Here is a 19858-nt window from a genome sequence, read left to right on the forward strand (position 1 = left end):
TACCCGGAACAAGTGATCGGTTTCACAACAGGCTAGCACGGGTGCGCGAAGGAGGTCCGGCGCTGTGGGCCACACCCCAGAGGTATGCGGGACCGTTGCGGTGCACCATTTCGCGCCACGCTCCGTGAACGGCGCACGTGCACGTGGTGCGTGACGCGGACGGTCGCGAACGGTGCCGCTCCGTGCCGGCGGGACCCCGTAGCGGCCGGATGTGCAGCCTGTCTCCAACTGGCGGGAAGGTCGCCGGGGCGAGGTGGAGCCGCCCCCGTGTGTGCAGTCGGTCGTTGCGGGCCGTCAGTTGGACGCGTGCGCGCGCCGCTCCGGTCACCGCGGCTGTCTGCCGGCTGAGGACCCCGGCGGGCCCGCTTGCGCAGACGGATCGATGGTGGCGGAGCCGAGGGGCGGGGCGGATCGTCGGCGTGTCGAGCGGGTTGACGCCTGGTTCCCTGGCTGCGGTCGGCCGGGGCGGCGTACGCGTCGCGTTGTGGCTGGTCACGGGCGCCCTGTGCCTGCGCCCTCCGTGCCTCTGAAGCGGGTTTCGCGAACTTCTCATAGCTCGTTTGAGTGGACTTTTCGGCGCAGCCTGGACGGTCACGCAGCGTGTCAATTTCGATGATTATCATCACCGGCCGTTTCTGGGGCGGGTGCACCTGCTGCACGGGAGAGGCGGGAGAGCCATGGATACGAGCATGGAAACGGGCGCGGGCGGGAGCGGGGCCGCGGACGCCGGGGCGGATGCCAGAGGCGCCACGGTCGCGGGGCGGCGGGTACCGACTGGCTTCACCGTCGAGCCGTTCACGGACCGCTGTCGGGAGATCTGGGCCCGGGGCGAGCACGTCCTGATCGGGGTCAGCCCCGGCAACGGGTACTTCAGCGAACAGCGGTTGACCGCCCTGCTGCGGTGGGCGAGCGAGGCGTTTGCCGAGGTGGACCCGATCGTCCCGGACGTCTCGCTCGTCCACACCTACCGAGCCCTCGGCCATTCCGAGGAACGTGCCTGGTCCTACGCGCAACGCGACACCCGGCGGGTGTGCCGGCGCATCGCGCGTGCCTGGACGGCCAGCGGCGTGCCCGAACACCGCCATCGCGTCCGCACGCTCACGGAGTTCACCGGCCACCCGACGTACCAGGCACTGCTCGGCAGGGTGGAGCGGGCGGCGGAGCGGCAGTCGTCGGTGCGGGAGGTGTTCCTGCGGGCGAGCGGCAAGGCGCTGGCATCGCATCTGAAGGGCGCGGCGCCGACCGCCGGTCAACTCGCCGAGGGAATGCGCTACTTGATAGCCGAGATGCCGCTGTGCATGGACTCGCCGGCCATCCTGGGCGTCCCCTCCTCGGTGCACGTCTACCACCAGGTCATCCCCACCGTCCCGTTGGTCTTCAACGAGCTGTTCACCACGCAGCTCCAGGCGTACGCGGTGGTCCGCCCCGTCCTCCCCGCGCAGCCACCGCCGTCCGCCCCGCCGAGGAGATCCGGGCAACTGCCGCCCGTAGGCCCGCTGACCGGGGTGGTGACGGGCCCATGACCACCACCGACGGGCCGCAGCCCACCTCGCGCACCGCCGCCGAGGGCCCGCCGGCCTTCCCGTTCGACGACTGGGGGCAGCAGATCTCGCCCGCCTACGCCCGGTTGCGCGAGGCTCCCGCCCCGGCCTGCCGGGTCGTGACGGTGACGGGCGACCACGTCTGGTTGGTCACGCGCTACGACCTCGCCCGGCGGCTCCTCGCCGACCCCCGACTCAGCCTGACCGCCGCCCTCGAAGCCGACGCCCCCCGGCAGGAGCCGCTCCGGCCGCGCGCCACGGGCGCCAGGGGCGACGGCATGGCCACCCTCCAGGAGAGGGGGGTGCGCGGCATCCTCGCCGACGCCCTGAGCCCGCGCGCGATCCGGGCCCACCACGCCTGGACGCGCCTGCGGGCCCGCGCCCTCTTCGACGAGCTGCTGGAGCAGGGTCCCCCGGCCGACCTCCAGCAGGGGCTGGCCCGACCACTGACCTTCGCGGTGGCCCGTCGGGTCCTTCTCGGTGAACTCACCGAGGAGGAGGCGCAGTTGCTCAACACCTGGTGCGACACGGTCCTGGTGTGGCGGGACCGCACCGGCGAGGAGATTCAGGCCGCCCTCGACGCCATGTACGGGTTCTTCCTGCGGCGCGCACCGGAACTGGCCACCGCACCCGGCTCCGACGTCGTCAAACGGGCCGCCGCGGCCCGTACCCGGGACGGCGGCCGACTCGGCGCCGACGGGCTCGCCGAAGTCGCCAACCTGATGCTGATCGCCGGATACCGGACGGCCGCGAGCTTCGTGGCCAACGCGCTGGTGATGATGCTGTCGCACCCCACGGCCCTGGCGGCGTTGCGCGACCGGCCCGCGCTGCTGCCGTCCATGGTGGAGGAGGTGTTGCGCCACACGCCGATGTCGACGGGCGGGGTGAAGCGGGTGGCGACCGACGACGTGCCGCTCGACGGCCTGACGATCAAGGCAGGGGAGTGCGTGCTGGTCTCCCTGGAGTCCGGCAACCACGACCCCCACGCCTACCCCCAACCGGACCGCTTCGCTCCGGACCGCTTCGCCGCCGACCGCGGCCCGGGGGACGGCACGTCGTCCGGAGCCGGACGCCCGCGTCCCCGCCCCCACCTCGGGTTCGGCCACGGCAAGCACCACTGCCCCGGCAACGCCCTGGCCAGGATGCAGATCGCCGTCGTCCTGGAGGCGCTGGCCGACCACGCCCCGGCGCTCCGTCTGGCCGTGCCGACCGGGGAACTGCGCTGGCGCCCCGACGTGGCCTTCCGCATCCCCGAGACGATCCCCGTCACCTGGTGACCGCCCCTCCCCTCGGGACCACACGCTGCTCGGGGACGTGGCCGCACCGAGGCACACAGGCGCACAGGCAAGGGCCAGGACGCCGAATTTCGGTTGCGACCGGCCCCGCGGGGCCGGTGAAGTAGCGGTATGGAAGGTGCCACCGAGCGAGCGCGACGGGCCCAGGCGGGGGCGGGCGGCGCCAACACGGGACGCCCGGCCCGGTGGCGCGGGCCGGCGGTGCTCGTGGCCCTGATGCTGGCCGCCTTCACCTTCAACACCGCGGAGAACCTGCCGGTCGGCCTCCTGGAGCTCATCTCCGGCAGCCTCGGGGTGTCGCTGTCAGCGGTCGGCCTGCTGGTCACCGGCTACGCGGTGACCGTCGCGGTCGCGTCCGTGCCGCTCGCGCACGTCACGCGGGCCGCACCCCGACGCCATGTGCTCACGGGCCTGCTGGCCGTGCTCGTCGTGTCCAGTCTGGCCGGGGCGCTGGCGACCTCGTACGGTCTGCTGCTCGTGGCGCGGCTGCTGACCGCGCTCGCCCAGGCGTTGTTCTGGGCCGTGATGGGCCCGGTCGCGGTGGGCCTGTTCGCGCCTGCCGTCCGTGGGCGCGTGGTCGGGGCGCTGTCCGTCGCCGGTTCGCTCGCCCTCGTGCTCGGGGTGCCCGTCGGCACCTGGCTGGGGCAGCGCAGCACCTGGCAGGTGCCCGTCGCCGCGCTGGCGGTCCTGGGGCTGCTGTCCCTGGTGACGATCGCCGCGCTGCTGCCGACCGCGCCCGCGGACGCGGCACCCGCGGCCTACGGGACCCGCCCCGACACCCGCCGGTTCAAGACCGTGCTGGCCACCGGAACGCTCTCCGCCACCGGGGCGTTCACCGGCTACACCTACCTCGTGGAGTTCCTCGACGAGGTGAGTGGATTCGCGCCGAGCACCGTGGGCGTGCTGTTCGTGGCGTTCGGCGTGGCCTGCCTGGTCGGGGTGGGCATCACCGGGGCACTGTTGGACCGCTTTCCGCGCGCCGCGCTGACGGGCGCCGTAGCCACCCAGGCCGCGGGCATGCTCGGCCTGTACGCGGCCGGCCCCCATCCGGTGGCGGCGGTGGCGTTCCTGGCGCTCATGGGCGGTGCGCTCGGGCCGGTGTTCATGGCGACCCAGCACGAGATGCTGCAGTGCGCACCCGGCCGCACGGACCTCGCACTCGCGGCCAACTCCGGTTGCTACAACGTCGGGATCGCCGCCGGCGCCGCGCTCGGCGGACTGATCCTGGCGCTGGCCGACGTCCGGAACACCTTCCTGGCCGGCGGGTTGCTGACCGCCGGGGCGTGCGCGGTGCTGTGCGGCGGACGGTTCCTGGGCGACGACCGCGATTGTGCCGCATAGGGCCGACCGCGGCGCTCGCAGCCCGCGCCGGGCCCGCTCGCCGCGGCAAGGGGAGTCGTGGCCGTCGCCATCGCTGCCCCGCATGTCCGTTGCGGCGGACGCGTTGCGTTTGCCGCCGGGCCCGGTCGCCGGCAATCGGGAACTCCCGGCCGGCGACGGTCAGGCAGTGGCGCCCGGGGCCGGCGGGATGTGCACGGTCATGACCAGGTGGCAGGTCTCGGCGCCCGCGCCGCGGTAGGTGTGGGGCGCGTCGCCGTCGAAGGTGGCGGTCTGCCCGGCTTCGACCGGGTGCTCGGTGCCGTCGACGGTGAGGGTCATCCGGCCGGCGGTGACGCTGACGGTTTCGACGACGCCGGCCTGGTGCGGATGGCTGGGGTACTCCTCGCCCGGCTCCAGCGCCCAGCGCCAGATCTCGACCGGGGCCGGTCCCGAGGTGGTCAGCATGAGTCGGGCCTGGCTGCCCCGCTCCCCGGCCCACAGGGGCATGAGGGCGTCGGCGGACACCACGCGGACGCGGCCTTCGGCGGATCCTTCCAGCAGGGCGGACACCGAGACGCCGAGGGTGTCGGCGAGGCGGATCAGGGTCGCGAAGTTCGGGTTGCCCTGTGCCTTCTCCAGCCCGACCAGGGCGCCCTTGCTGACCTTGGCGCGGCGGCCCAGTTCGTCCAGCGACAGGCCCGCGCGGGTGCGGGCGGCTCTGACGTTGTGCGCGAGCGTGCGCAGGGCTTCCTCTGCTTCGGGCACGTGATCACCGTCCTGACGGAGTGGGGCACTGGAATAGACCGTCCGGTCGTTTGGTTGACAACGGTCGGTCGTTTCATTGTACGGTCGAGTCGTTCCATTGTGAAAGTAGGGAAGTGCCGTGATCGCTCTGCTGCTGGCCCTGGGCAGCTCTCTCGCCTACGGATGCGCCGATTTCCTTGGTGGCCTCGGCGCCCGCAAGGCGCACGTACTGCGCACCGTGCTCATCGCCGCTCCGGCCAGCCTCGCCGTCGAGCTGGTGCTCTGGCCGATCCTGGGCGCCACGTTCACCGGCGCCAGCATCGGGTGGGGCGTCGCGTCCGGCGTCGCCTCCGCGGTGGCGTTCGTCCTGCTCTACAAGACCCTCGCGATCGGCCCGATGAACGTGCTCTCGCCCGTCACCGCGCTGGTGTCCGCGACCCTGCCGGTCACGGTCGGGCTGCTCCAGGGCGAGCACCTGGGACTGGCCGGCCTCGTGGGTCTGCCGCTCGCGCTGGTGGCGGTGGTCCTGGTCAGCGCCGGCCACGGCGCAGGCGCACTGCGCCCGTCCCGGACGGCGCTGTTGCTGGCCCTGGGCGCGGGGGCGGCCATCGCCCTGCAACTCGTCTTCCTGCACCAGGCACCCGCCGACAGCGGCGTGGCACCGCTGATCGTCGGGCGGGCGGTCTCCTCTACGGTCACCCTGGTCGCGGCCGCTGCGATGTACCGCCGACTGGGCTCGGAGCGGCCGGCCTACGCGATATCGGCGACCGCGGGCGTGCTGGACTCGCTGGCGAACCTGCTGTTCCTGCTCGCCGCCCGCAGCGGTGACCTCACGGTCGTCGCGGTGATCATCGCCCTGTACCCGGCCGGCACCGTCCTGCTGGCCCGCGGCGTCCTCGCCGAACGCATCCACCGCAACCAACTCGTCGGCCTGGGCGCCGCGGCCGTCGCCGTCAGCCTCCTCGCCCTCACCTGAGCCGCGGCGCCAACCCACCCCGGAAACCCAGTCACCCACCCGCTCTCCCACGCACGAACAGGACCCGCCGCATGACCGACTTCCGTCTCAGCGCCGCCGTCGCCGACGCCTTCCCCGACGCCCGGATAGCCCTGATCACCGCCACCGGCCTGCGCGGCAACGCACCCTGGCCGCACACCGCCACCGCCCTCGAAGAACTGGAGCGGCAACTCGCGGACGGTGCCTGGCAGCCGGCCGACGAGACCGATCCCCGCATCGAGTCCTGGCACGCCGCCTACCGCTCCTTCGGCACCAACCCCCGCCGCACCCGCCCCAGCGTCGACGCCCTCGGCCGCCGCCTGGCGAAGAAGGGCGGCCTGCCGCGCATCAACCCGGCCGTCGACTCCTACAACTGCGTCTCGGTCCGCCACGGCCTGCCCGCCGGAGCCTTCGACCTCGACCACGTCACCGGCGACCTCGTCGACATCCGTCACGCCGACGGCACCGAGTCCTTCACCCCGCTCGGCGAACCCGACACCGTCGAGGTCCCCAAGCCCGGCGAGATCATCTACGCCGACACCACCGGCGTCCTGACCCGCCACTGGAACCATCGCGACGCCCACCGCACCCGCGTCACCGAGGACTCCACCCGCGTCGCCTTCATCCTCGAAACCCTCCAGGCGACCCGCGACGGCGACCTCCTCACGGCCGCCGCCGAGGAACTGAGGGGCCTGCTCGACCCGCACGCCGAACAGACCGCCGTGCACCACCTCAGCCCGGCCCGGCCCCGGACCGCCGTCTGACACCCGCCCCCGGACGACCGGCGGCGCAGGTCCTCCCGGAGCCGCGAACCACTCCCGGGAGCCGGGCGCCCCGCAAGCACGGTGCCCGGCGGATCACCTGGCCCTCGTGCACCCGCTGGAGCCGGAACCCGCCGGGCCGGTCACTCGTCCCCGGCGAAGCGGTGGGTTTCGGACCGGGCCCAGCCGGGGTCGCCGGTGTGGGCGAAGGAGACCCAGGCGCCGTGCATGCGGGCCGCCAGGCGGGCCGGTGGCGGGGTGGGGCCGAGCAGGCCGTGCGGGCCGCGCAGGGCGGGGAGGTCCAACCTGTCGAAGACGAAGGGGAGTTCGGTGGTGTGGGCCGCGCCGAGTTGCCCGTCGAGGGCAGCTGAGCGCCAGGCGAACGCGTAGGTGTGGGTGGCGGCGGCGCGGTGGGACGCGTGGGCCTCGGCAAGGCGGCGGCTGCCGGTGCGGAACAGCGCGTCGCCCAGGAGGGCCGAGCGCAGGCGGCCCGGGTGCGCCCCCGGGTACCTGGCGCGGTACTCCGCCACGAGCGCGGCCGGGTCGGGGTGGATCCGGGCGGCGAGGGCGTGCGCGTCCGCGGTCGTCGAGGCGGCCAGGTCGCCCTGCGGCGCGAGGTAGAGGTTGCCTTCCTCGGTGGTGGTGCCGCTGAGCAGGGGCACGTCGGCGCCGGCGCCCGAGGCCACCGCGTCGGCCGGCTGACGGTCCAGCACCAGGCCGTACGGGCTGAGCCCGAGGAGCGGATCGGACCGGGTGGCGGTCCGCAGGTCCAGGCCGGTGAGGCGGGGCAGGAGGGCGAGGAGCCGATCGTCGGGGACGTCGGCGAACGCCGCGGCGGTCGGCTCGACGCCGAGGGCGGTGGCCGCCGCGCGGGTCACGCGGGCCGCCTGCTCGGGTGAGAACGCGCCCAGTCCGTTGCCGCTCTGGACGATGGCGCGCTGGAAGAGGCCCGTCGCGTCGGGGGTGGCCAGGATGCCGCCGATGAGCGTCGCGCCCGCCGACTGGCCGAAGAGGGTGACGTTGCCGGGATCGCCGCCGAACGCCTCGATGCTGCGCCGGACCCAGCGCAGCGCGGCCACCACGTCGAGCAGCCCGCGGTTGGCCGGGGCGCCGGGCAGGTCCAGGAAACCCGTGGCGCCCAGGCGGTAGTTGACCGTCACCAGCACCACCCCGTCGCGGGCGAAGGCGGTGCCGTCGTAGAGCGCGGCTCGGGTGGAGCCGGCCAGGAAGCCGCCGCCGTGCACGAAGACCATGACGGGACTGCGGTGGGCGCGGGGAGGCGCCCAGACGTTCAGCGTCAGGTGGTCGGCGCCGGGTATCCAGCCGGGACCGAAGTACGGCGTCATGTCCAGTGCGCCGAAGCCGTCCCGTCGTGGCTGGGGCGCGGTCGGTCCGGGCCGGGTCGCGTCCCGGACGTCGCGCCACGGCGGGTGGGGCGCGGGCGCGGCGAAGCGGGCGGCGCCCGTCGGGGGTGCGGCGTACGGGATGCCGAGGAAGGCGTGGGCGGCGGCACCGGCGAGGCCGCGGACGGGGCCTTCGGAGGTGCGGACGAGCGGGTGGGACATCGACTTGTTCTCCTGTCGTGGGGCGCGGTGGCGTCCGTGTGCGGCACCGCGGGCGGGGGCGGCTCAGACGCGGGAGAACGGGGCCCAGCTCTTGAGCGCGAACCGGTCGCCGTCGCGGACGACTTCGGCGCCGCCGTGCCCACCGAGGTGCGCCGGCAGGACCAGGGCGTTGGTGTCGGCGGCCCGGCCGAGCAGGCGCCGCCGGGTGGCCCTGGCCAGCTCCGGGTCCTCGCAGAAGCAGCTGTTGGTGTCGGGCTCGACGAACTGCAGCGGCGTGTGCAGCAGGTCGCCGATGAACAGGGCCCGGTCGGTGCCGGATTCCAGGGCCAGGACCGCGGAGCCGGGGGTGTGGCCGGGGGCCGGCTCCAACGTCAGGTGCGCGTCGATGCGGTAGCCGTCCTCCCACAACACCGTGCGGCCGGCCCGGTGCACGGGGGCGACGCTGTCCTCGAACACGTTCTGGTTGCCGCGGCCGAGTTTGGGGCGGTGGCCGCCGGCGGGGTCCCAGAAGTCGAAGTCGGCCCGCGATATGAGGTAGGTGGCGTTCGGGAACGTGGGTACCCACTCCCGCCCGTCGAGGCGGGTGTTCCAGCCGACGTGGTCGACGTGCAGATGGGTGTTGACCACCACGTCGACGTCTTCCGGCTGGACGCCGGCCCGGGCGAGGTTGGCGAGGAAGTCGGTGTTCAGGTGGTTCCACACCGGCGAGTGGGGCCGCTCCTTGTGGTTGCCGACGCCGGTGTCGACGAGGATCGTGCGGCCCTCGCTGCGCAGCAACCAGGTCTGCACGGCGGAACGGCACAGGCCGGTCCGCGGATCGAGGAAGTCGGGCGCCAGCCACGGGGCATGGCGCTGCCAGGCCCCGTCGGGGCTTTCGGGGAAGAAGGTCTCCGGCGTCATTCCGACCGGGCCGACGTACTCCGTGACGCGGGTGACGGTGACGTCACCGAGGACGAGGTCGTGCATCAGTGCTCCAAGTGCTCGCTGGTGAGGTGCCCAGCGTGCGGCCCCCGGCCGGGGGGAGCCAGCCCCCACCATGGGCATCCCGGCCGTGCGTGTCCCCGGCCGTGCCTATCCCGGACGGGGACAGGCAACGGGGCCGGCGGCGGGCGATACTGGCCGCATGGGTGTCACCGGCCAACTGGGCGAGTTCCTGCGGGCGCGACGTTCGCGTCTGCGTCCCGAGGACGTGGGCCTGCCCGCGTTTCCCGAACGCCGGCGGGTGAGCGGACTGCGGCGGGAGGAGATCGCGCACCTGGCCGGGGTGAGCCCGTCGTACTACACGCGCCTGGAACAGGGACACGCGGTCAACGCCTCCGACGACGTGCTCAACGCGCTGGCCGGGGCACTGCACCTCGATCCGCACGAGCGGTCCCACCTGCGGGAGTTGGCCGGCCGTCGCCCCCGTGCGGCCTGTCGGCCGGCCCCCGAGCGGCTCCACCCGCTGAACCGCGAGCTGATCGACTCCCTGCGGGACGTGCCCGCCCTGGTCCTCGGCCGGCGGACCGACGTCCTGGCCTGGAACGGCCCGGGGCACGCCCTGTTGGCCGGGCACACCGACCGCACCGCGCCGGAACGGGCCGCGGACCGGCCGAACCTGACCCGGATGCTCTTCCTCGACCCGCACACCCGCGAGCTGTACGCCGACTGGCCGCGCAAGGCACGTGCCGTGGTGGGCCATCTGCGCCTGGTCGCCGGCCGGCACCCCGAGGACACGCTGCTGGCCGGGCTGATCGGCGAACTCTCCATGAAGAGCCCGGAGTTCGCGGCGTTGTGGGGCGACCACCGGGTGCGGCCGTGCGAGGGCGACGGCCACGAGCTGCACCATCCGCTGGTGGGCCCGCTCGCCGTCACCCAGCACTCACTGGTGCCGCCGCACTCGCCGCAGCAGTCCGTGGTCCTCGTCACCGCCGCCACGGGGGACGACGGTGCTCGGAACGCGCTGGAACTGCTGGCCCGGACCCACTGAACGGTCCACCGCGGACGGTCACGGATCCGGGCCGTCGACATCGAGGCGGGTCAGTGGTCGTGGTCGTGCCGCCCGAGGGTTGTCACCGGGGTCGCGCCGGGGCGGGTCCACTGCGGCGCGGGGCGACTGGTCGGGCCCCAGGTCGCGTTGCCGTCCGCGTCCGAGCGCCAGTACCAGCACGGGGCGTGCCCCTCGGGCCAGCCTTCGGGACTGTCCTGCCACGCCTCGCCGCGTCCGTAGGGCGTCATGTCGAGCAGGGTGAAGAAGGCGGCGACGGGCTCGATGCCGCGGCCCGTCGTGGAGTAGGTGAGGAACGTGCGGTCGCCGTCGCGCAGGTAGCAGGTGAGGTACCCCATGGGGCCGCCGGCCGGCCCGTCCACGTCGCGCACCGAGTACCAGGGCTGGGCGTACCCCATGAAGTCGACGAAGGAAGCCACCTCGTCCCACCGGCCGGTGGTCAGGATGGCCGACGAGACGCCGCGGGCGTTGAGGTAGACGGCGTCCTTCAGGTGCCAGGCGGCGGTGGTGCAGCCTTCGCACTGTCCCTGGTGCGGCGCGCCGTCGTGCCACATGTGCTTGTAGACCACGAGCTCGTCGCGGCCCTGGAACAGGTCCAGGAACGGCACCGGGCCGTCCTTCCCGACGACCTCGACGGTCCCGTCGAACTCCACCATCGGCAGCCGGCGGCGGGCCGCGGCGAGGGCGTCGCCCTCCCGGGTGTGGGCCTTCTCGCGGACCAGCAGCGCGTCACGGGCCGTCTGCCAGGTGGCCGGGTCGACCACGGGCGGGCGGCCGGGCACGGCGCCGGTCGGGGCGTTCGGGCCGTTCGGGTCGTTCGGTGTGCGCGTCATGGTGTCCTCCGTGGTGACTCGTGCCGGGCAGCGTTGTACCGCGTCGCGCGACGCTCATGAGGAAGGACTCGCGGTCCGGTCGGAACTCATCGGCGTGCGGTGCCGGTGTTAGTGGGGTGTTAGCGGCGCGCTAGGAGATCAGGAGAGCGTGGGCGCCGTACCGAGGAGCCACCGAGGACACCGGTTGCCGTGGGGGCCCGGGACGATCACGAGGAGTTGAGCATGAAGCGCATCATCATTGCCCTGGGCGCCGTCGTCGTACTGGCGGCGGGTGTGGTGACCGTGGTGAACATGACCGGTCACGGTTCGGTCGCCACGGCCAGCGGAGCGGGGGCGACGGTGCCGCAGGCGGACGTGGAGGAGCACGCGGCGAAGGACTTCCCCTACCGGGGAGCGGACCCCGATGCGGTGCACTGCCCGAGCGGGCTGCCCGCCAAGCAGGGCGCGATGGTGCGCTGCACCGCCGTTTTCGGCCAGCAGAGCAAGACGATGGAGGTCTCGGCGGACAAGGTCGACGGCGATCAGGTCTCGTTGGGCTTCGGCCTGCTGGAACGGCGCTGAGCCCGACGGGAACCCCGCGTCACCCGCATCACCCGCGTCACGGCCCGTAGAGCGGGCCCTCGGCGTCGCTGACGCGTAGGTGGAGCAGGCGCGGGCCGTCGTCGTCGCCGAGCGACGTGATCGCGCGGTCGAGGGCCGAGCCCAGGTCGCGGGGGTGGTCGGCGGACTCCGCCGGACAGCCGAACGACGTGGCGAGGCCGGTGAAGTCGATGTCGCCGAGGTCCGTGCCGGGCACCGGCGCGATGCCGAGCCGGCGGCCGAGCGCGCGCACCGCTTGGTAGCCGCCGTTGTCGAGCACGACGAAGGTGACGGGGGCCCGGTGCCGGGCCGCCGTCCACAGTGCCTGCACCGAGTACAACGCCGAACCGTCGCCCACGACGCACACCACCCGCTGCCGGTCGGCGAGCGCGCGGCCGACGGCCAGCGGCAGGCCCCAGCCGAGCGCACCGCTGCCCGTGGTGAGGAACCCGCCCGCCAGGTTGACCGGGACGCGCGCGTGCAGCACGTCCCGGTGGCTGGGCGTCTCCTCGACGAGCACCCGGTCGCGGGGCAGGCGCCGGCGCAACTGGTCCAGGACCCAGTCGGGCGTGAGGACGTCGCCCGCGCTCGCCGGTGCCGGCTGCCTCCGCACGGGTGGCGGTTCGCGGTCCGAGCGGGCGACCAGCGCGGTGAGTTGGGTGAGGGCGGGGCGCAGCGTGGTGACCAGGCTCGTGCCCGTGGGCAGCCACGCCGCCTGGGCCGGATCGCAGTCCAGGTGGAAGAGCGCGGTGCCCGGCGCCAACGGAGGGCCGTCGTCCGCCACGTGGTACGTGAACAGGGGCGCCCCGAGCGCGACCACCACGTCGTATGGCTCCAGGCGGGCGGCCAACGGGCCGGCGACCGGCGGCAGGAAACCCTGGAAGAGCGGGTGGGACTCGGGGAATCCGGAGCGGCCGGACAGCGGGCTGATCCAGACGGCCGCGCGGATCCGCTCGGCCAGCGCGACGGCCTCGGGGAGCGCGCCTTCGTCGTCCACACCGGGGCCGATCACCAGCGCGGGCCGCCTACCGGCGTCGAGGCGGGCACCGAGCGCGGCGAGCGCGTCCGGGGCCGCGGTGAACCCGCCGTGCACCGCCCGCGGCTCGACCGGTTCGGCCGCCCGGTCCCAGTCGTCCTCCGGGACGGACACGAACACCGGCCCGCGCGGAGGCGTCATCGCGATGCGGTGCGCCTCGGCGAGGACGGCCGGCACGTCGGCGGCGCGCTCCGGCTGACGGGCGGACTTCACGTACGGGCGCGGGAACTGATCCGGTGCGTCGGCGCCGAGGAACGGACGCAGCTGGAGCAGCGAGCGGGCCTGCTGACCGGCGACGATCACCAACGGCACCCGGTCGCGGTACGCGTTGAAGACGGCGCCCAGCGCGTGACCGACCCCGCCCGCGGAGTGCAGGCAGACGAACGCCGCGCGCCCCGTTCCCAGGGCGTGGCCCGCGGCCATGGCGACGGCCGCGGACTCCTGCAACCCGAGGACGTAGGCGAAGTCCTCGGGCCAGTTGCGGAACATGCGCAGTTCGGTGGAGCCCGGATTGCCGAACACGGTCGTCATGCCGGTGTCGCGCAGCAGTTGGACGACCGCGTCCAGGACCGTTGTCGTCATGCCTTCCTCCCCTGCACCGGGCAGTCGCTTCTCGACCGCCGGCAAGCCGGTGTGGAGCAGCCGGCCCGGGTGGCGCGGGCGCACGCCGGCGCCGCCCGGGCGGTGCGCCGATCGACATGCCACGGGCTGTCGGTCGGTCAGCTGCGCCGGATGTCGTGCTCGGTACCCGGCGGTGGCCCTGACGACACCGGCGCGGGCGGTCAGGCGCGCAGGAACGCCTCCAGGGAGGTGGCGAAGGCGACGGGCAGTTCGTACATCGGGTAGTGGCCCGAGTTGGCGAGGACCTCCAGCTCGGCCTGCGGGTAGTCGGTCAGCCAGGTGGTGCGCATCGCCTCGGCGGTGATGGCGAGGTCGTGCTCGCCGACGAAGACCTTCACCGGAAGGGTGCTGCCGGCGACCTTGGCCGCGAAGTCCTGGGTGGTCCAGTCGGTCAGGTAGGCGGCGACGGCCTCGGGCCGGGAACCGGCGACCGAGCGGCCGGTCATGGCGTCCAGCCACCGGTCGCAGGCCCGGTTCCCGGTGATCAGGTCGAGGATCGCCCGCCGGTTGGCGGGGTTCTGCGGCGCGCCGTGGAAGAGGTCGTAGGCGTCCCCCTCCAGCGGGTAGGGGCTCGCCTGGACCGGCGCCACCCCGACCAGCTTGCGCACCCGGCGCGGCGCCTCGACGAGGACCCGCTGCGCCGCCTTGCCGCCCATCGAGTGCCCGACCAGGGAGAAGGTGTCCCAGCCCAGTTCGTCGGCGAGGGCGAGGGCGTCCCCGGCGATCTCGGCGAGCGTGAACTGCCCCGCCACGTCCTGCCGGTCGCCGTACCCGCGGTAGTCGAGGAAGGCGTAGCCGAACTCGCTCGGTTCGAGGTGGTCGAGGAGCGGGTTCCAGGAGGCGCTGGTGCCGAACCAGTCGTGGAGGACGAGCACCTTGTGCTCGCCGGTGCCGATGGAGCGGTGGCTGATCGTCATACCGGGACCTCTCGTCGGGTCGAGTATCGACCGATTCTTGCCCGACCCGCGCCGTGCTACTCCGCCCGTCACCGCCGGTCGGGTGCACTGGCGGGCGGCGGGCGGTCCGACCTGGGAACGGCCCCGGCCGCGACCGACCGTCCGGGAAACCACTGTTGCGCCCGGGCCGGGAGAGTCGAACATGGGTGTGCGTGCGAGTCCGCCCCAGCACCGGCAGGAAGGACCTCAGCCATGACGACCAACTCCACCCCGGGGGTGGACGGCCCGGCCGCGATCGAAGCGAGGATCGACCGGCGCCGGGACCAGTACGCGCTGCCCGAGGGCCACATCGCGGAGGCGGACTCACCGTGGCTCCCCTTCGCCCCGCAGGTGATGATCAAGCATCTGACGTTCGACATCCGCAGCAACTCCGCCGCGAACGTCCTGTGGGTGCAGTCCGGCGGATCGCTGGGCCGCCACCGCCACCGCGGCCCCGTCTCCGGCTACGTGCTCGAAGGCAGCTGGCGCTACCTGGAGTACGACTGGGTCGGCCGACCGGGTGACTTCGTCCGGGAGAGCCCGGGCCGCACCCACACCCTGGTCTCCGACGAGGGCATGAAGACCGTCTTCTGGCTGAACGGGCCCGTGGAGTTCCTCGACGACGAGGACGGGGTGACCGAGGTGATGGACGTCTTCTGGTTCATCGACCACTACGAGCGCGGCTGCCAGGACCAGGGCGTCCCGATCAACCGCGCGCTCTACCTGTGACCCGGGACTTGCAGGACTTCGCGGTCGACGACCTCGACGAAGCCGACGCGTACTTGTCGGAGCTGGACAAGCAGCAGGCGGACGGCGTGGTCACCGGAACACCACCTCGAACGACCTGATGTGGTGGGCCACTTCCTCCGGCGGCAGGATCGCGGTGTTCTCCGCACCGTCCCCCGAGGGACGGATCTGGCTGACGAACTGCGCGATGGCGAGGGACTTCAGGGCGCTCGCCTCCGGCGGCAGCGGGAGGTGCGCAGCCAGGCCCCACGGCACGCGTGGGTCCTCCGGCCGCGCCCAGTGCCACATCCACACCGGATACATCCACAGGGGCACTCCCGTGGCGCGGCAGGCATCCCTCGCGGCCCGACCTGCGGCTTGGTGGTCACCGTGGAGATCTCCGACCCATGGCGCCACACACCGCGCGGCCCCGACCTCGCGCAGCAATCCGGCGATGGCCCGGGCCACCGCGCGTTGATGGCGGTCCACCTGGGTGTCCGGGATCCCCAGTCGCTCCACACGCACGTCGGGCAACCCCAACTTCGCCAGTGCGTCCAGGAGTTCGCGATGACGCATCCGGGCCAGTCGGTCCGCGGTGACCGCTGTGCCGCGAGGGTGGGACCCCTCCCCGTCCGTGACCGACACGATGTGCACTTCGGCGCCGCCGGAGGCCAGCAGGGCCAGACTGCCGCCAAAGCCCAGCACTTCGTCGTCGGGGTGGGCGGCGACGACCACGACCGGCTCGTCGGGTGGCGGGACCGGCGGCAGGTGCCTCGGGCCGTACCAGGACGCCCATTGGCCTTCCGGCGTGCCGGCGGCGTCGATGGAGTCGGCCGCTTTCCGGTCGGTGTCACTCATGTCGTTCTCCCGTTGCCGCCCATCGCCCGCGGCGTGGGCGGCGCCGCAGCGCGTGGAAGCGCTCTCGTGTCTTCCCGGAGCCGCGCGGGGTCACCCACTGCGGCCCGTTGTCCACGAGGGCGACGGAGCCTACTGCCGTCACCGGGCGGTCACCCTCCGGGGCCGGTATGCCCCGTGCGACAACGGCCGCAACGCCGGAATCCGCTCGGAGGTCGACGCGCGAGGCGGGAGGAGGTTCCACGATGACTCCTCTCGGACGTGAGCACAGGCTCTCCCAGTAGTGTCCTGCGGTGAGCCCTCCCGCCGCACGTCGTGCAACGGGTGCGCGTGCGTGGGACATCGGGCACACGACCCGCAGGGCCACCGGTCATTCCCGAACGCCTCGTGCGCACAACGTGCCGGCCCGGTGGCAGACGGTTCTTCGACGCAGGCCGGAGGGGCAGCCGGCCCGTCGGGATGCGAAGGCCGTCAGGAGGGTCACCCTGGAGGTATGGCGCCGGAACGTGCCACGGGGGCAGTCTGCCGCGGCGCCGGGCTGCACGCCCAGAGAAGGTGACGTACGCATGGACAGTGGGACCAAGGTTCTCGTGGCTGCTGCGTTGGCCGGCGGCTACGTGCTCGGCCGTACCAAGAAGGGCCGCCTCGCACTGAGTTTGATGTCCACCTTGGCGGGGCGTGAACTTGGGCTCGATCCGAGGCGCCTGCTGACTGAGGGCGCCCGTCAGCTCGGCGAGATTCCCCAAGTTGCCGAACTCGGCGAGCAGTTGCGCGGAGAGGTCGTGGATGCCGGACGTCGTGCCGTCTCGGCGGCGGCGACCCGCGGCATCGCGACGCTCGCGGACGCGCTGCACGACCGCACGCTGGAGCTCACTGAAGGCGAGGAGTCCTCCGAAGAGGATTCCGCGTACGACGAGGGCGAAGAAGAGGACGAAGAAGAGGAAGTGGGAGAGGGCGAGGACGAGGAAGAGGAAGAAGAGGGCGAGGAAGGGGAGGAGGAAGAGGAGGAAGAAGGAGCGGCGGAGCGGAAGCGGGAGCGGGCTCAACGGCGCAGGTCCCGCGGTACGGCGAGGACGAAGACGGAAGAACGCACGTCGAGCACGCGGAAACGGGAATCGGGTGCGGGAAGGCGGGCGCCGGGCGCGGAGCGGCGGAAAGCGAGTCGGAGCGGCAGCGGCAGCGGCAAGTCCCGCCCGACGCCCCGGAGTTCCTCCGCCCGTGAAGAGCCGAAGACCGCCGCCAAGAAGCCAGCGGCCAAGAAGGCCCCTGCCAAGAAGCCCACCGCGAAGAAGGCTCCCGCCAAGAAGACCGCGGCGAAGAAGGCTCCCGCCAAGAAGCCGACGGCCAAGAAGTCCGCGGCGAAGAAGGCCCCCGCCAGGAAGGCCCCTGCCAAGAAGTCCACGGCGAAGAAGGCTCCCGCCAAGAAGTCAACGGCGAAGAGGCAGACCGCATCGACTTCTTCCCGGAAGGGCACCGGAAGAGCACCGTCGAGTCAGGGACGCCGGAGGTAGCCGATCATGGCCAAGGTCGCACAGGATGAGACGAGGGCGGAACTCGATCGGTTGCGCGACGAACTCGGTGACTTCGTGACGGCCTGGGCGGGAAACCTCGCCGAACGGGCCGGGGACAAGCTGACCGACGTCACGGACCAACTCTCCGACGTCGCCGACAACGGAGGCTCGCTCGCAGGAGTGGGGGCCGCCCTCCTCGGTGGCGGTTCGCCCGTGAAGAAGGTGCTCGGTGGTGTGGTGAAGGGCCTTGGCGGCAACGTGCTGGAGAAGGTCAAGGAATCCTTCGGCGGGGGCAAACGCTCTTCGGGGGACCGGAAGGTCACCAACATCGTCGAGGTCATCGACGTCGGGCTGCCGGTACGCACCGTCTACAACCACTGGACCGAGTTCGAGAAGTTCAGCAGCTTCACCAAGGGCGTGCGTGACGTCTCCACGAGCGACGAGGTGACCACGCACTGGAAGGCCAAGGTCGGCCCTTCGACCCGAACCTGGAAGGCCACCGTGCTGGAACAGGTGCCGGACGAGCGCATCATCTGGACCTCCGAGGGCGCCAAGGGCTCGACCCGGGGAATGGTGAGCTTCCACGAGGTCACGTCCGACCTCACGCGGGTCGTGCTCGTCGTCGAGTACTACCCCATGGGGTTCTTCGAGAAGACCGGAAACCTGTGGCGAGCGCAGGGACGCCGGCTGCGCCTGGACCTCAAGCACTTCCAACGCTACGCGAGCCTCGCCGAAGAGGAGCCGGAGGGCTGGCGCGGCGAGATCCGCGACGGGGAAGTGGTCCTCAGCCATGAAGAAGGGCTGGAGGAGGACGAGGCGGAAGGCGACTACGAAGACGAGGACGAGGAGGACGAAGGAGACGAAGAGCAGTTCGCCGGCGACGACGAGGAGGACGAGGAAGGCGAGGAGGACGACGAGGCGGCGTGATGCCGTCGTTCCCACGGCGGGCGCTCATGGTGACGGCACCTGCGCGCACAGTGCTCTCGCATCACCGGCTTTCGAATCCGGTGTGCGGAGGACGCGGGGGCCTGGCCCACGGCGGCCCGGACGCTTCCCGGCGGCAACCAGCACCGTCGTCCGCGGAACGCAGGTGGATACCATGGAGGGGCGCCGTGCGCGCGCGGCGCTGAACGCACGAAGTCTCCGATGTCGGAGAGAGCAATGGCCGCAGGCGAAGAGGACCAGCCGCAAAAGGCCCGGCGCACGCCCCGGCGTCGTGCGGAGGCGGCGGACGGATCTCGCGAAGCGCGCCGCGCCGCGAAGGGTTCCGGCACGGGAGAGAAGCACCGTGTCACGGCCCGGCGGGCCATGCACTACGCGGCCGAGCAACTCCAGGAGCTGCTGGGTCGGGCCCCGGAATCCGTCTCCGCGGTCACTCCCACCTCGGATGGCTGGCAGGCGGACGTGGAAGTCCTGGAACTCGAACGCGTCCCTCCGACGACCAGTGTGATGGCGAGCTACCGAGTCAAGCTGGACGAGGAGGGCGAACTCGTCGCCTACGAGCGCATCCGCCGGTACACCCGCGGTCAGATCGACAAGAGCCGCTAGTCGTGGTCGGCCGGACGCGGCACGGAGGGCGTCACGAACGACAGAGCCGCCCGTGAGCCGGACGGGCAGCCGAGAGGAGGCACCGTGACTGTGGTGCCGCAGGGTGAAGGAGCACTGGCCAGGAACAACGGCGGTGGCTCGGGCAACCTCTACGACGTTCTCGACCTGATCCTCGACCGCGGCCTGGTCATCGACGTCTTCGCGCGCGTGTCGTTGGTCGGCATCGAGCTGGTCAAGGTGGACGCGCGCATCGTCGTCGCCAGCGTCGACACCTACCTGCGCTTCGCCGAGGCGTGCAACCGGCTCGACCTGGAGTCCGGCGACAAGGCGCCCGCGCAACTGACGGACATCGTCGGTGAGGTGACCGAAGGCGGCGCGCAGGGCAAGGTGAAGGGCGCCCTGTCCGGTGCCGCCGAAGCGGTCAGCGACGCGATCAAGGGGGGCAAGGACGACGAGGACGAGGAGGACGAAGAGGAGGAGGAAGGGGAGGACGAGGAGGAGAAGGAGCCCGTGGCGTCGAGACGGGAACGGCCGGCGCGGCGGTCCGCGCGCCGCCGGAGGGAATGAGCCATGACTGTGTACGTCTACTCCGTGGTCTCCACCGACCATCCGCAACGCGTCGACGAACTCGGTGGCGTCGGGGACCCTCCGGCGAAACTCCGCACGGTCCAACACGGCTCACTGTGCGCGGTCGTCAGCGATGCGCCCGAGGACCTGCGGCCCAAACGCCGCGACCTCAACGCCCACCACGCGGTCCAGGAACACCTGATGGCCGACGGTGCGGTCCTTCCGTTGCAGTTCGGCTTCACCGCCACCGACGACGACGCGGTGCGCGCGGTCCTCGAAGCGCGCGTCGACGCGCTCACCACCCAGTTGGCGGCGCTGGACAACTGCGTCGAGTACAACCTCAAGGTGGGCCAGGACGAGGAGGCGCTGCTGCGCCAGGTCCTGCGCGAATCGGACCAGGCACGGGCCCTCAACGACGAGATCAGGAGCGGCAGCAACAA

General features: G+C 72.6%; 21 protein-coding genes. 14 read left to right on the plus strand and 7 right to left on the minus strand.

What is annotated here, in order from left to right; translation table 11 throughout:
* Nucleotides 1–677 precede the first annotated feature (677 nt).
* The 3 genes from ABD385_RS20450 to ABD385_RS20460 all read left to right on the plus strand — a co-directional run bounded on the left by ABD385_RS20450 (nt 678) and on the right by ABD385_RS20460 (nt 4177).
* The gene (locus ABD385_RS20450; RefSeq protein WP_344578046.1) at nt 678–1523 is read left to right on the plus strand and encodes a tRNA-dependent cyclodipeptide synthase; all 846 of its coding nucleotides are present in this window, start codon (nt 678–680) and stop codon (nt 1521–1523) included.
* On the plus strand, nt 1520–2818 hold the full coding sequence (locus tag ABD385_RS20455) for a cytochrome P450 (RefSeq protein ID WP_344578052.1): 1299 nt from the start codon (nt 1520–1522) through the stop codon (nt 2816–2818). The genes ABD385_RS20450 and ABD385_RS20455 overlap by 4 nt, the downstream gene beginning before the upstream one ends.
* Before the next feature lie 234 nt (nt 2819–3052).
* Nucleotides 3053–4177, plus strand: a complete 1125-nt coding sequence (locus tag ABD385_RS20460) for an MFS transporter (RefSeq protein WP_344578136.1) — start codon at nt 3053–3055, stop codon at nt 4175–4177.
* A gap of 159 nt (nt 4178–4336) precedes the next feature.
* Here the strand turns inward: ABD385_RS20460 and ABD385_RS20465 are convergent, their stop codons facing one another.
* The gene (locus ABD385_RS20465; protein ID WP_344578062.1) at nt 4337–4921 is read right to left on the minus strand and encodes a helix-turn-helix domain-containing protein; all 585 of its coding nucleotides are present in this window, start codon (nt 4919–4921) and stop codon (nt 4337–4339) included.
* A gap of 118 nt (nt 4922–5039) precedes the next feature.
* Between ABD385_RS20465 and ABD385_RS20470 the strand changes: the two genes are divergently transcribed.
* Nucleotides 5040–5876: an EamA family transporter gene (locus ABD385_RS20470; RefSeq protein ID WP_344578063.1), complete on the plus strand. Its 837-nt coding sequence runs from the start codon at nt 5040–5042 to the stop codon at nt 5874–5876.
* A gap of 71 nt (nt 5877–5947) precedes the next feature.
* Complete coding sequence (locus ABD385_RS20475; protein ID WP_344578064.1) at nt 5948–6658, plus strand: B3/B4 domain-containing protein; 711 nt, start codon at nt 5948–5950, stop codon at nt 6656–6658.
* Between the two features lie 140 nt (nt 6659–6798).
* Here ABD385_RS20475 and ABD385_RS20480 read toward each other — a convergent pair whose 3' ends face one another.
* Together ABD385_RS20480 and ABD385_RS20485 are read right to left on the minus strand one after the other, a co-directional pair.
* Complete coding sequence (locus ABD385_RS20480; RefSeq protein ID WP_344578065.1) at nt 6799–8220, minus strand: carboxylesterase/lipase family protein; 1422 nt, start codon at nt 8218–8220, stop codon at nt 6799–6801.
* 63 nt (nt 8221–8283) lie between these two features.
* Nucleotides 8284–9186, minus strand: coding sequence for an MBL fold metallo-hydrolase (locus tag ABD385_RS20485; RefSeq protein ID WP_344578067.1), 903 nt, complete (start codon nt 9184–9186; stop codon nt 8284–8286).
* A gap of 157 nt (nt 9187–9343) precedes the next feature.
* Here ABD385_RS20485 and ABD385_RS20490 point away from each other — a divergent pair, with 157 nt between their 5' ends.
* Nucleotides 9344–10189, plus strand: a complete 846-nt coding sequence (locus ABD385_RS20490) for a helix-turn-helix domain-containing protein (protein WP_344578069.1) — start codon at nt 9344–9346, stop codon at nt 10187–10189.
* Between the two features lie 50 nt (nt 10190–10239).
* Here the strand turns inward: ABD385_RS20490 and ABD385_RS20495 are convergent, their stop codons facing one another.
* Entirely contained in the window at nt 10240–11040 is an 801-nt protein-coding gene (locus ABD385_RS20495; RefSeq protein WP_344578071.1) for a DUF899 family protein, read from the minus strand.
* Between the two features lie 222 nt (nt 11041–11262).
* Here ABD385_RS20495 and ABD385_RS20500 point away from each other — a divergent pair, with 222 nt between their 5' ends.
* On the plus strand, nt 11263–11601 hold the full coding sequence (locus ABD385_RS20500; protein ID WP_344578074.1) for a DUF4333 domain-containing protein: 339 nt from the start codon (nt 11263–11265) through the stop codon (nt 11599–11601).
* A gap of 37 nt (nt 11602–11638) precedes the next feature.
* On the opposite strand, the gene mdlC is transcribed toward ABD385_RS20500, so the two are convergent.
* Nucleotides 11639–13237, minus strand: coding sequence for a benzoylformate decarboxylase (mdlC, locus tag ABD385_RS20505; protein ID WP_344578077.1), 1599 nt, complete (start codon nt 13235–13237; stop codon nt 11639–11641).
* A gap of 200 nt (nt 13238–13437) precedes the next feature.
* On the minus strand, nt 13438–14193 hold the full coding sequence (locus ABD385_RS20510; RefSeq protein WP_344578081.1) for an alpha/beta fold hydrolase: 756 nt from the start codon (nt 14191–14193) through the stop codon (nt 13438–13440).
* A gap of 231 nt (nt 14194–14424) precedes the next feature.
* Here ABD385_RS20510 and ABD385_RS20515 point away from each other — a divergent pair, with 231 nt between their 5' ends.
* On the plus strand, nt 14425–14940 hold the full coding sequence (locus ABD385_RS20515) for a 2,4'-dihydroxyacetophenone dioxygenase family protein (RefSeq protein WP_344578084.1): 516 nt from the start codon (nt 14425–14427) through the stop codon (nt 14938–14940).
* Nucleotides 14937–15059, plus strand: coding sequence for a hypothetical protein (locus ABD385_RS20520; protein WP_344578085.1), 123 nt, complete (start codon nt 14937–14939; stop codon nt 15057–15059). Before ABD385_RS20515 ends, ABD385_RS20520 begins: the two co-directional genes overlap by 4 nt.
* Here ABD385_RS20520 and ABD385_RS20525 read toward each other — a convergent pair.
* On the minus strand, nt 15031–15795 hold the full coding sequence (locus ABD385_RS20525; RefSeq protein ID WP_344578088.1) for a PIG-L deacetylase family protein: 765 nt from the start codon (nt 15793–15795) through the stop codon (nt 15031–15033). The genes ABD385_RS20520 and ABD385_RS20525 overlap by 29 nt on opposite strands.
* Before the next feature lie 563 nt (nt 15796–16358).
* On the opposite strand from ABD385_RS20525, the gene ABD385_RS20530 reads away from it, so the two are divergent.
* From ABD385_RS20530 to ABD385_RS20550, 5 genes are all read left to right on the plus strand, one after another.
* Nucleotides 16359–17303: a histone protein gene (locus ABD385_RS20530; protein WP_344578090.1), complete on the plus strand. Its 945-nt coding sequence runs from the start codon at nt 16359–16361 to the stop codon at nt 17301–17303.
* A gap of 6 nt (nt 17304–17309) precedes the next feature.
* The gene (locus tag ABD385_RS20535; protein ID WP_344578092.1) at nt 17310–18230 is read left to right on the plus strand and encodes an SRPBCC family protein; all 921 of its coding nucleotides are present in this window, start codon (nt 17310–17312) and stop codon (nt 18228–18230) included.
* 219 nt (nt 18231–18449) lie between these two features.
* Nucleotides 18450–18851, plus strand: a complete 402-nt coding sequence (locus ABD385_RS20540; RefSeq protein ID WP_344578094.1) for a gas vesicle protein GvpO — start codon at nt 18450–18452, stop codon at nt 18849–18851.
* 84 nt (nt 18852–18935) lie between these two features.
* Nucleotides 18936–19418: a gas vesicle structural protein GvpA gene (locus ABD385_RS20545; protein WP_344578096.1), complete on the plus strand. Its 483-nt coding sequence runs from the start codon at nt 18936–18938 to the stop codon at nt 19416–19418.
* 3 nt (nt 19419–19421) lie between these two features.
* Nucleotides 19422–19858, plus strand: a 437-nt coding sequence (locus tag ABD385_RS20550; RefSeq protein WP_344578100.1) for a GvpL/GvpF family gas vesicle protein, incomplete at its 3' end; no start/stop codon positions are given.

Source organism: Streptomyces lunalinharesii (assembly GCF_039532155.1).
In the GTDB taxonomy this organism is placed as follows: domain Bacteria; phylum Actinomycetota; class Actinomycetes; order Streptomycetales; family Streptomycetaceae; genus Streptomyces; species Streptomyces lunalinharesii.

What these genes read in the sequence shown, in the direction of transcription:
- ABD385_RS20450 (WP_344578046.1), top strand. Translation starts at nt 678, where the DNA reads ATGGATACGAGCATGGAAACGGGCGCGGGCGGGAGCGGGGCCGCGGAC.
- ABD385_RS20455 (WP_344578052.1), top strand. Translation starts at nt 1,520, where the DNA reads ATGACCACCACCGACGGGCCGCAGCCCACCTCGCGCACCGCCGCCGAG.
- ABD385_RS20460 (WP_344578136.1), top strand. Translation starts at nt 3,053, where the DNA reads ATGCTGGCCGCCTTCACCTTCAACACCGCGGAGAACCTGCCGGTCGGC.
- ABD385_RS20475 (WP_344578064.1), top strand. Translation starts at nt 5,948, where the DNA reads ATGACCGACTTCCGTCTCAGCGCCGCCGTCGCCGACGCCTTCCCCGAC.
- ABD385_RS20480 (WP_344578065.1), bottom strand. Translation starts at nt 8,220, where the DNA reads ATGTCCCACCCGCTCGTCCGCACCTCCGAAGGCCCCGTCCGCGGCCTC.
- ABD385_RS20485 (WP_344578067.1), bottom strand. Translation starts at nt 9,186, where the DNA reads ATGCACGACCTCGTCCTCGGTGACGTCACCGTCACCCGCGTCACGGAG.
- ABD385_RS20490 (WP_344578069.1), top strand. Translation starts at nt 9,344, where the DNA reads ATGGGTGTCACCGGCCAACTGGGCGAGTTCCTGCGGGCGCGACGTTCG.
- ABD385_RS20495 (WP_344578071.1), bottom strand. Translation starts at nt 11,040, where the DNA reads ATGACGCGCACACCGAACGACCCGAACGGCCCGAACGCCCCGACCGGC.
- ABD385_RS20500 (WP_344578074.1), top strand. Translation starts at nt 11,263, where the DNA reads ATGAAGCGCATCATCATTGCCCTGGGCGCCGTCGTCGTACTGGCGGCG.
- mdlC (WP_344578077.1), bottom strand. Translation starts at nt 13,237, where the DNA reads ATGACGACAACGGTCCTGGACGCGGTCGTCCAACTGCTGCGCGACACC.
- ABD385_RS20510 (WP_344578081.1), bottom strand. Translation starts at nt 14,193, where the DNA reads ATGACGATCAGCCACCGCTCCATCGGCACCGGCGAGCACAAGGTGCTC.
- ABD385_RS20515 (WP_344578084.1), top strand. Translation starts at nt 14,425, where the DNA reads ATGACGACCAACTCCACCCCGGGGGTGGACGGCCCGGCCGCGATCGAA.
- ABD385_RS20525 (WP_344578088.1), bottom strand. Translation starts at nt 15,795, where the DNA reads ATGAGTGACACCGACCGGAAAGCGGCCGACTCCATCGACGCCGCCGGC.
- ABD385_RS20530 (WP_344578090.1), top strand. Translation starts at nt 16,359, where the DNA reads ATGGACAGTGGGACCAAGGTTCTCGTGGCTGCTGCGTTGGCCGGCGGC.
- ABD385_RS20535 (WP_344578092.1), top strand. Translation starts at nt 17,310, where the DNA reads ATGGCCAAGGTCGCACAGGATGAGACGAGGGCGGAACTCGATCGGTTG.
- ABD385_RS20540 (WP_344578094.1), top strand. Translation starts at nt 18,450, where the DNA reads ATGTCGGAGAGAGCAATGGCCGCAGGCGAAGAGGACCAGCCGCAAAAG.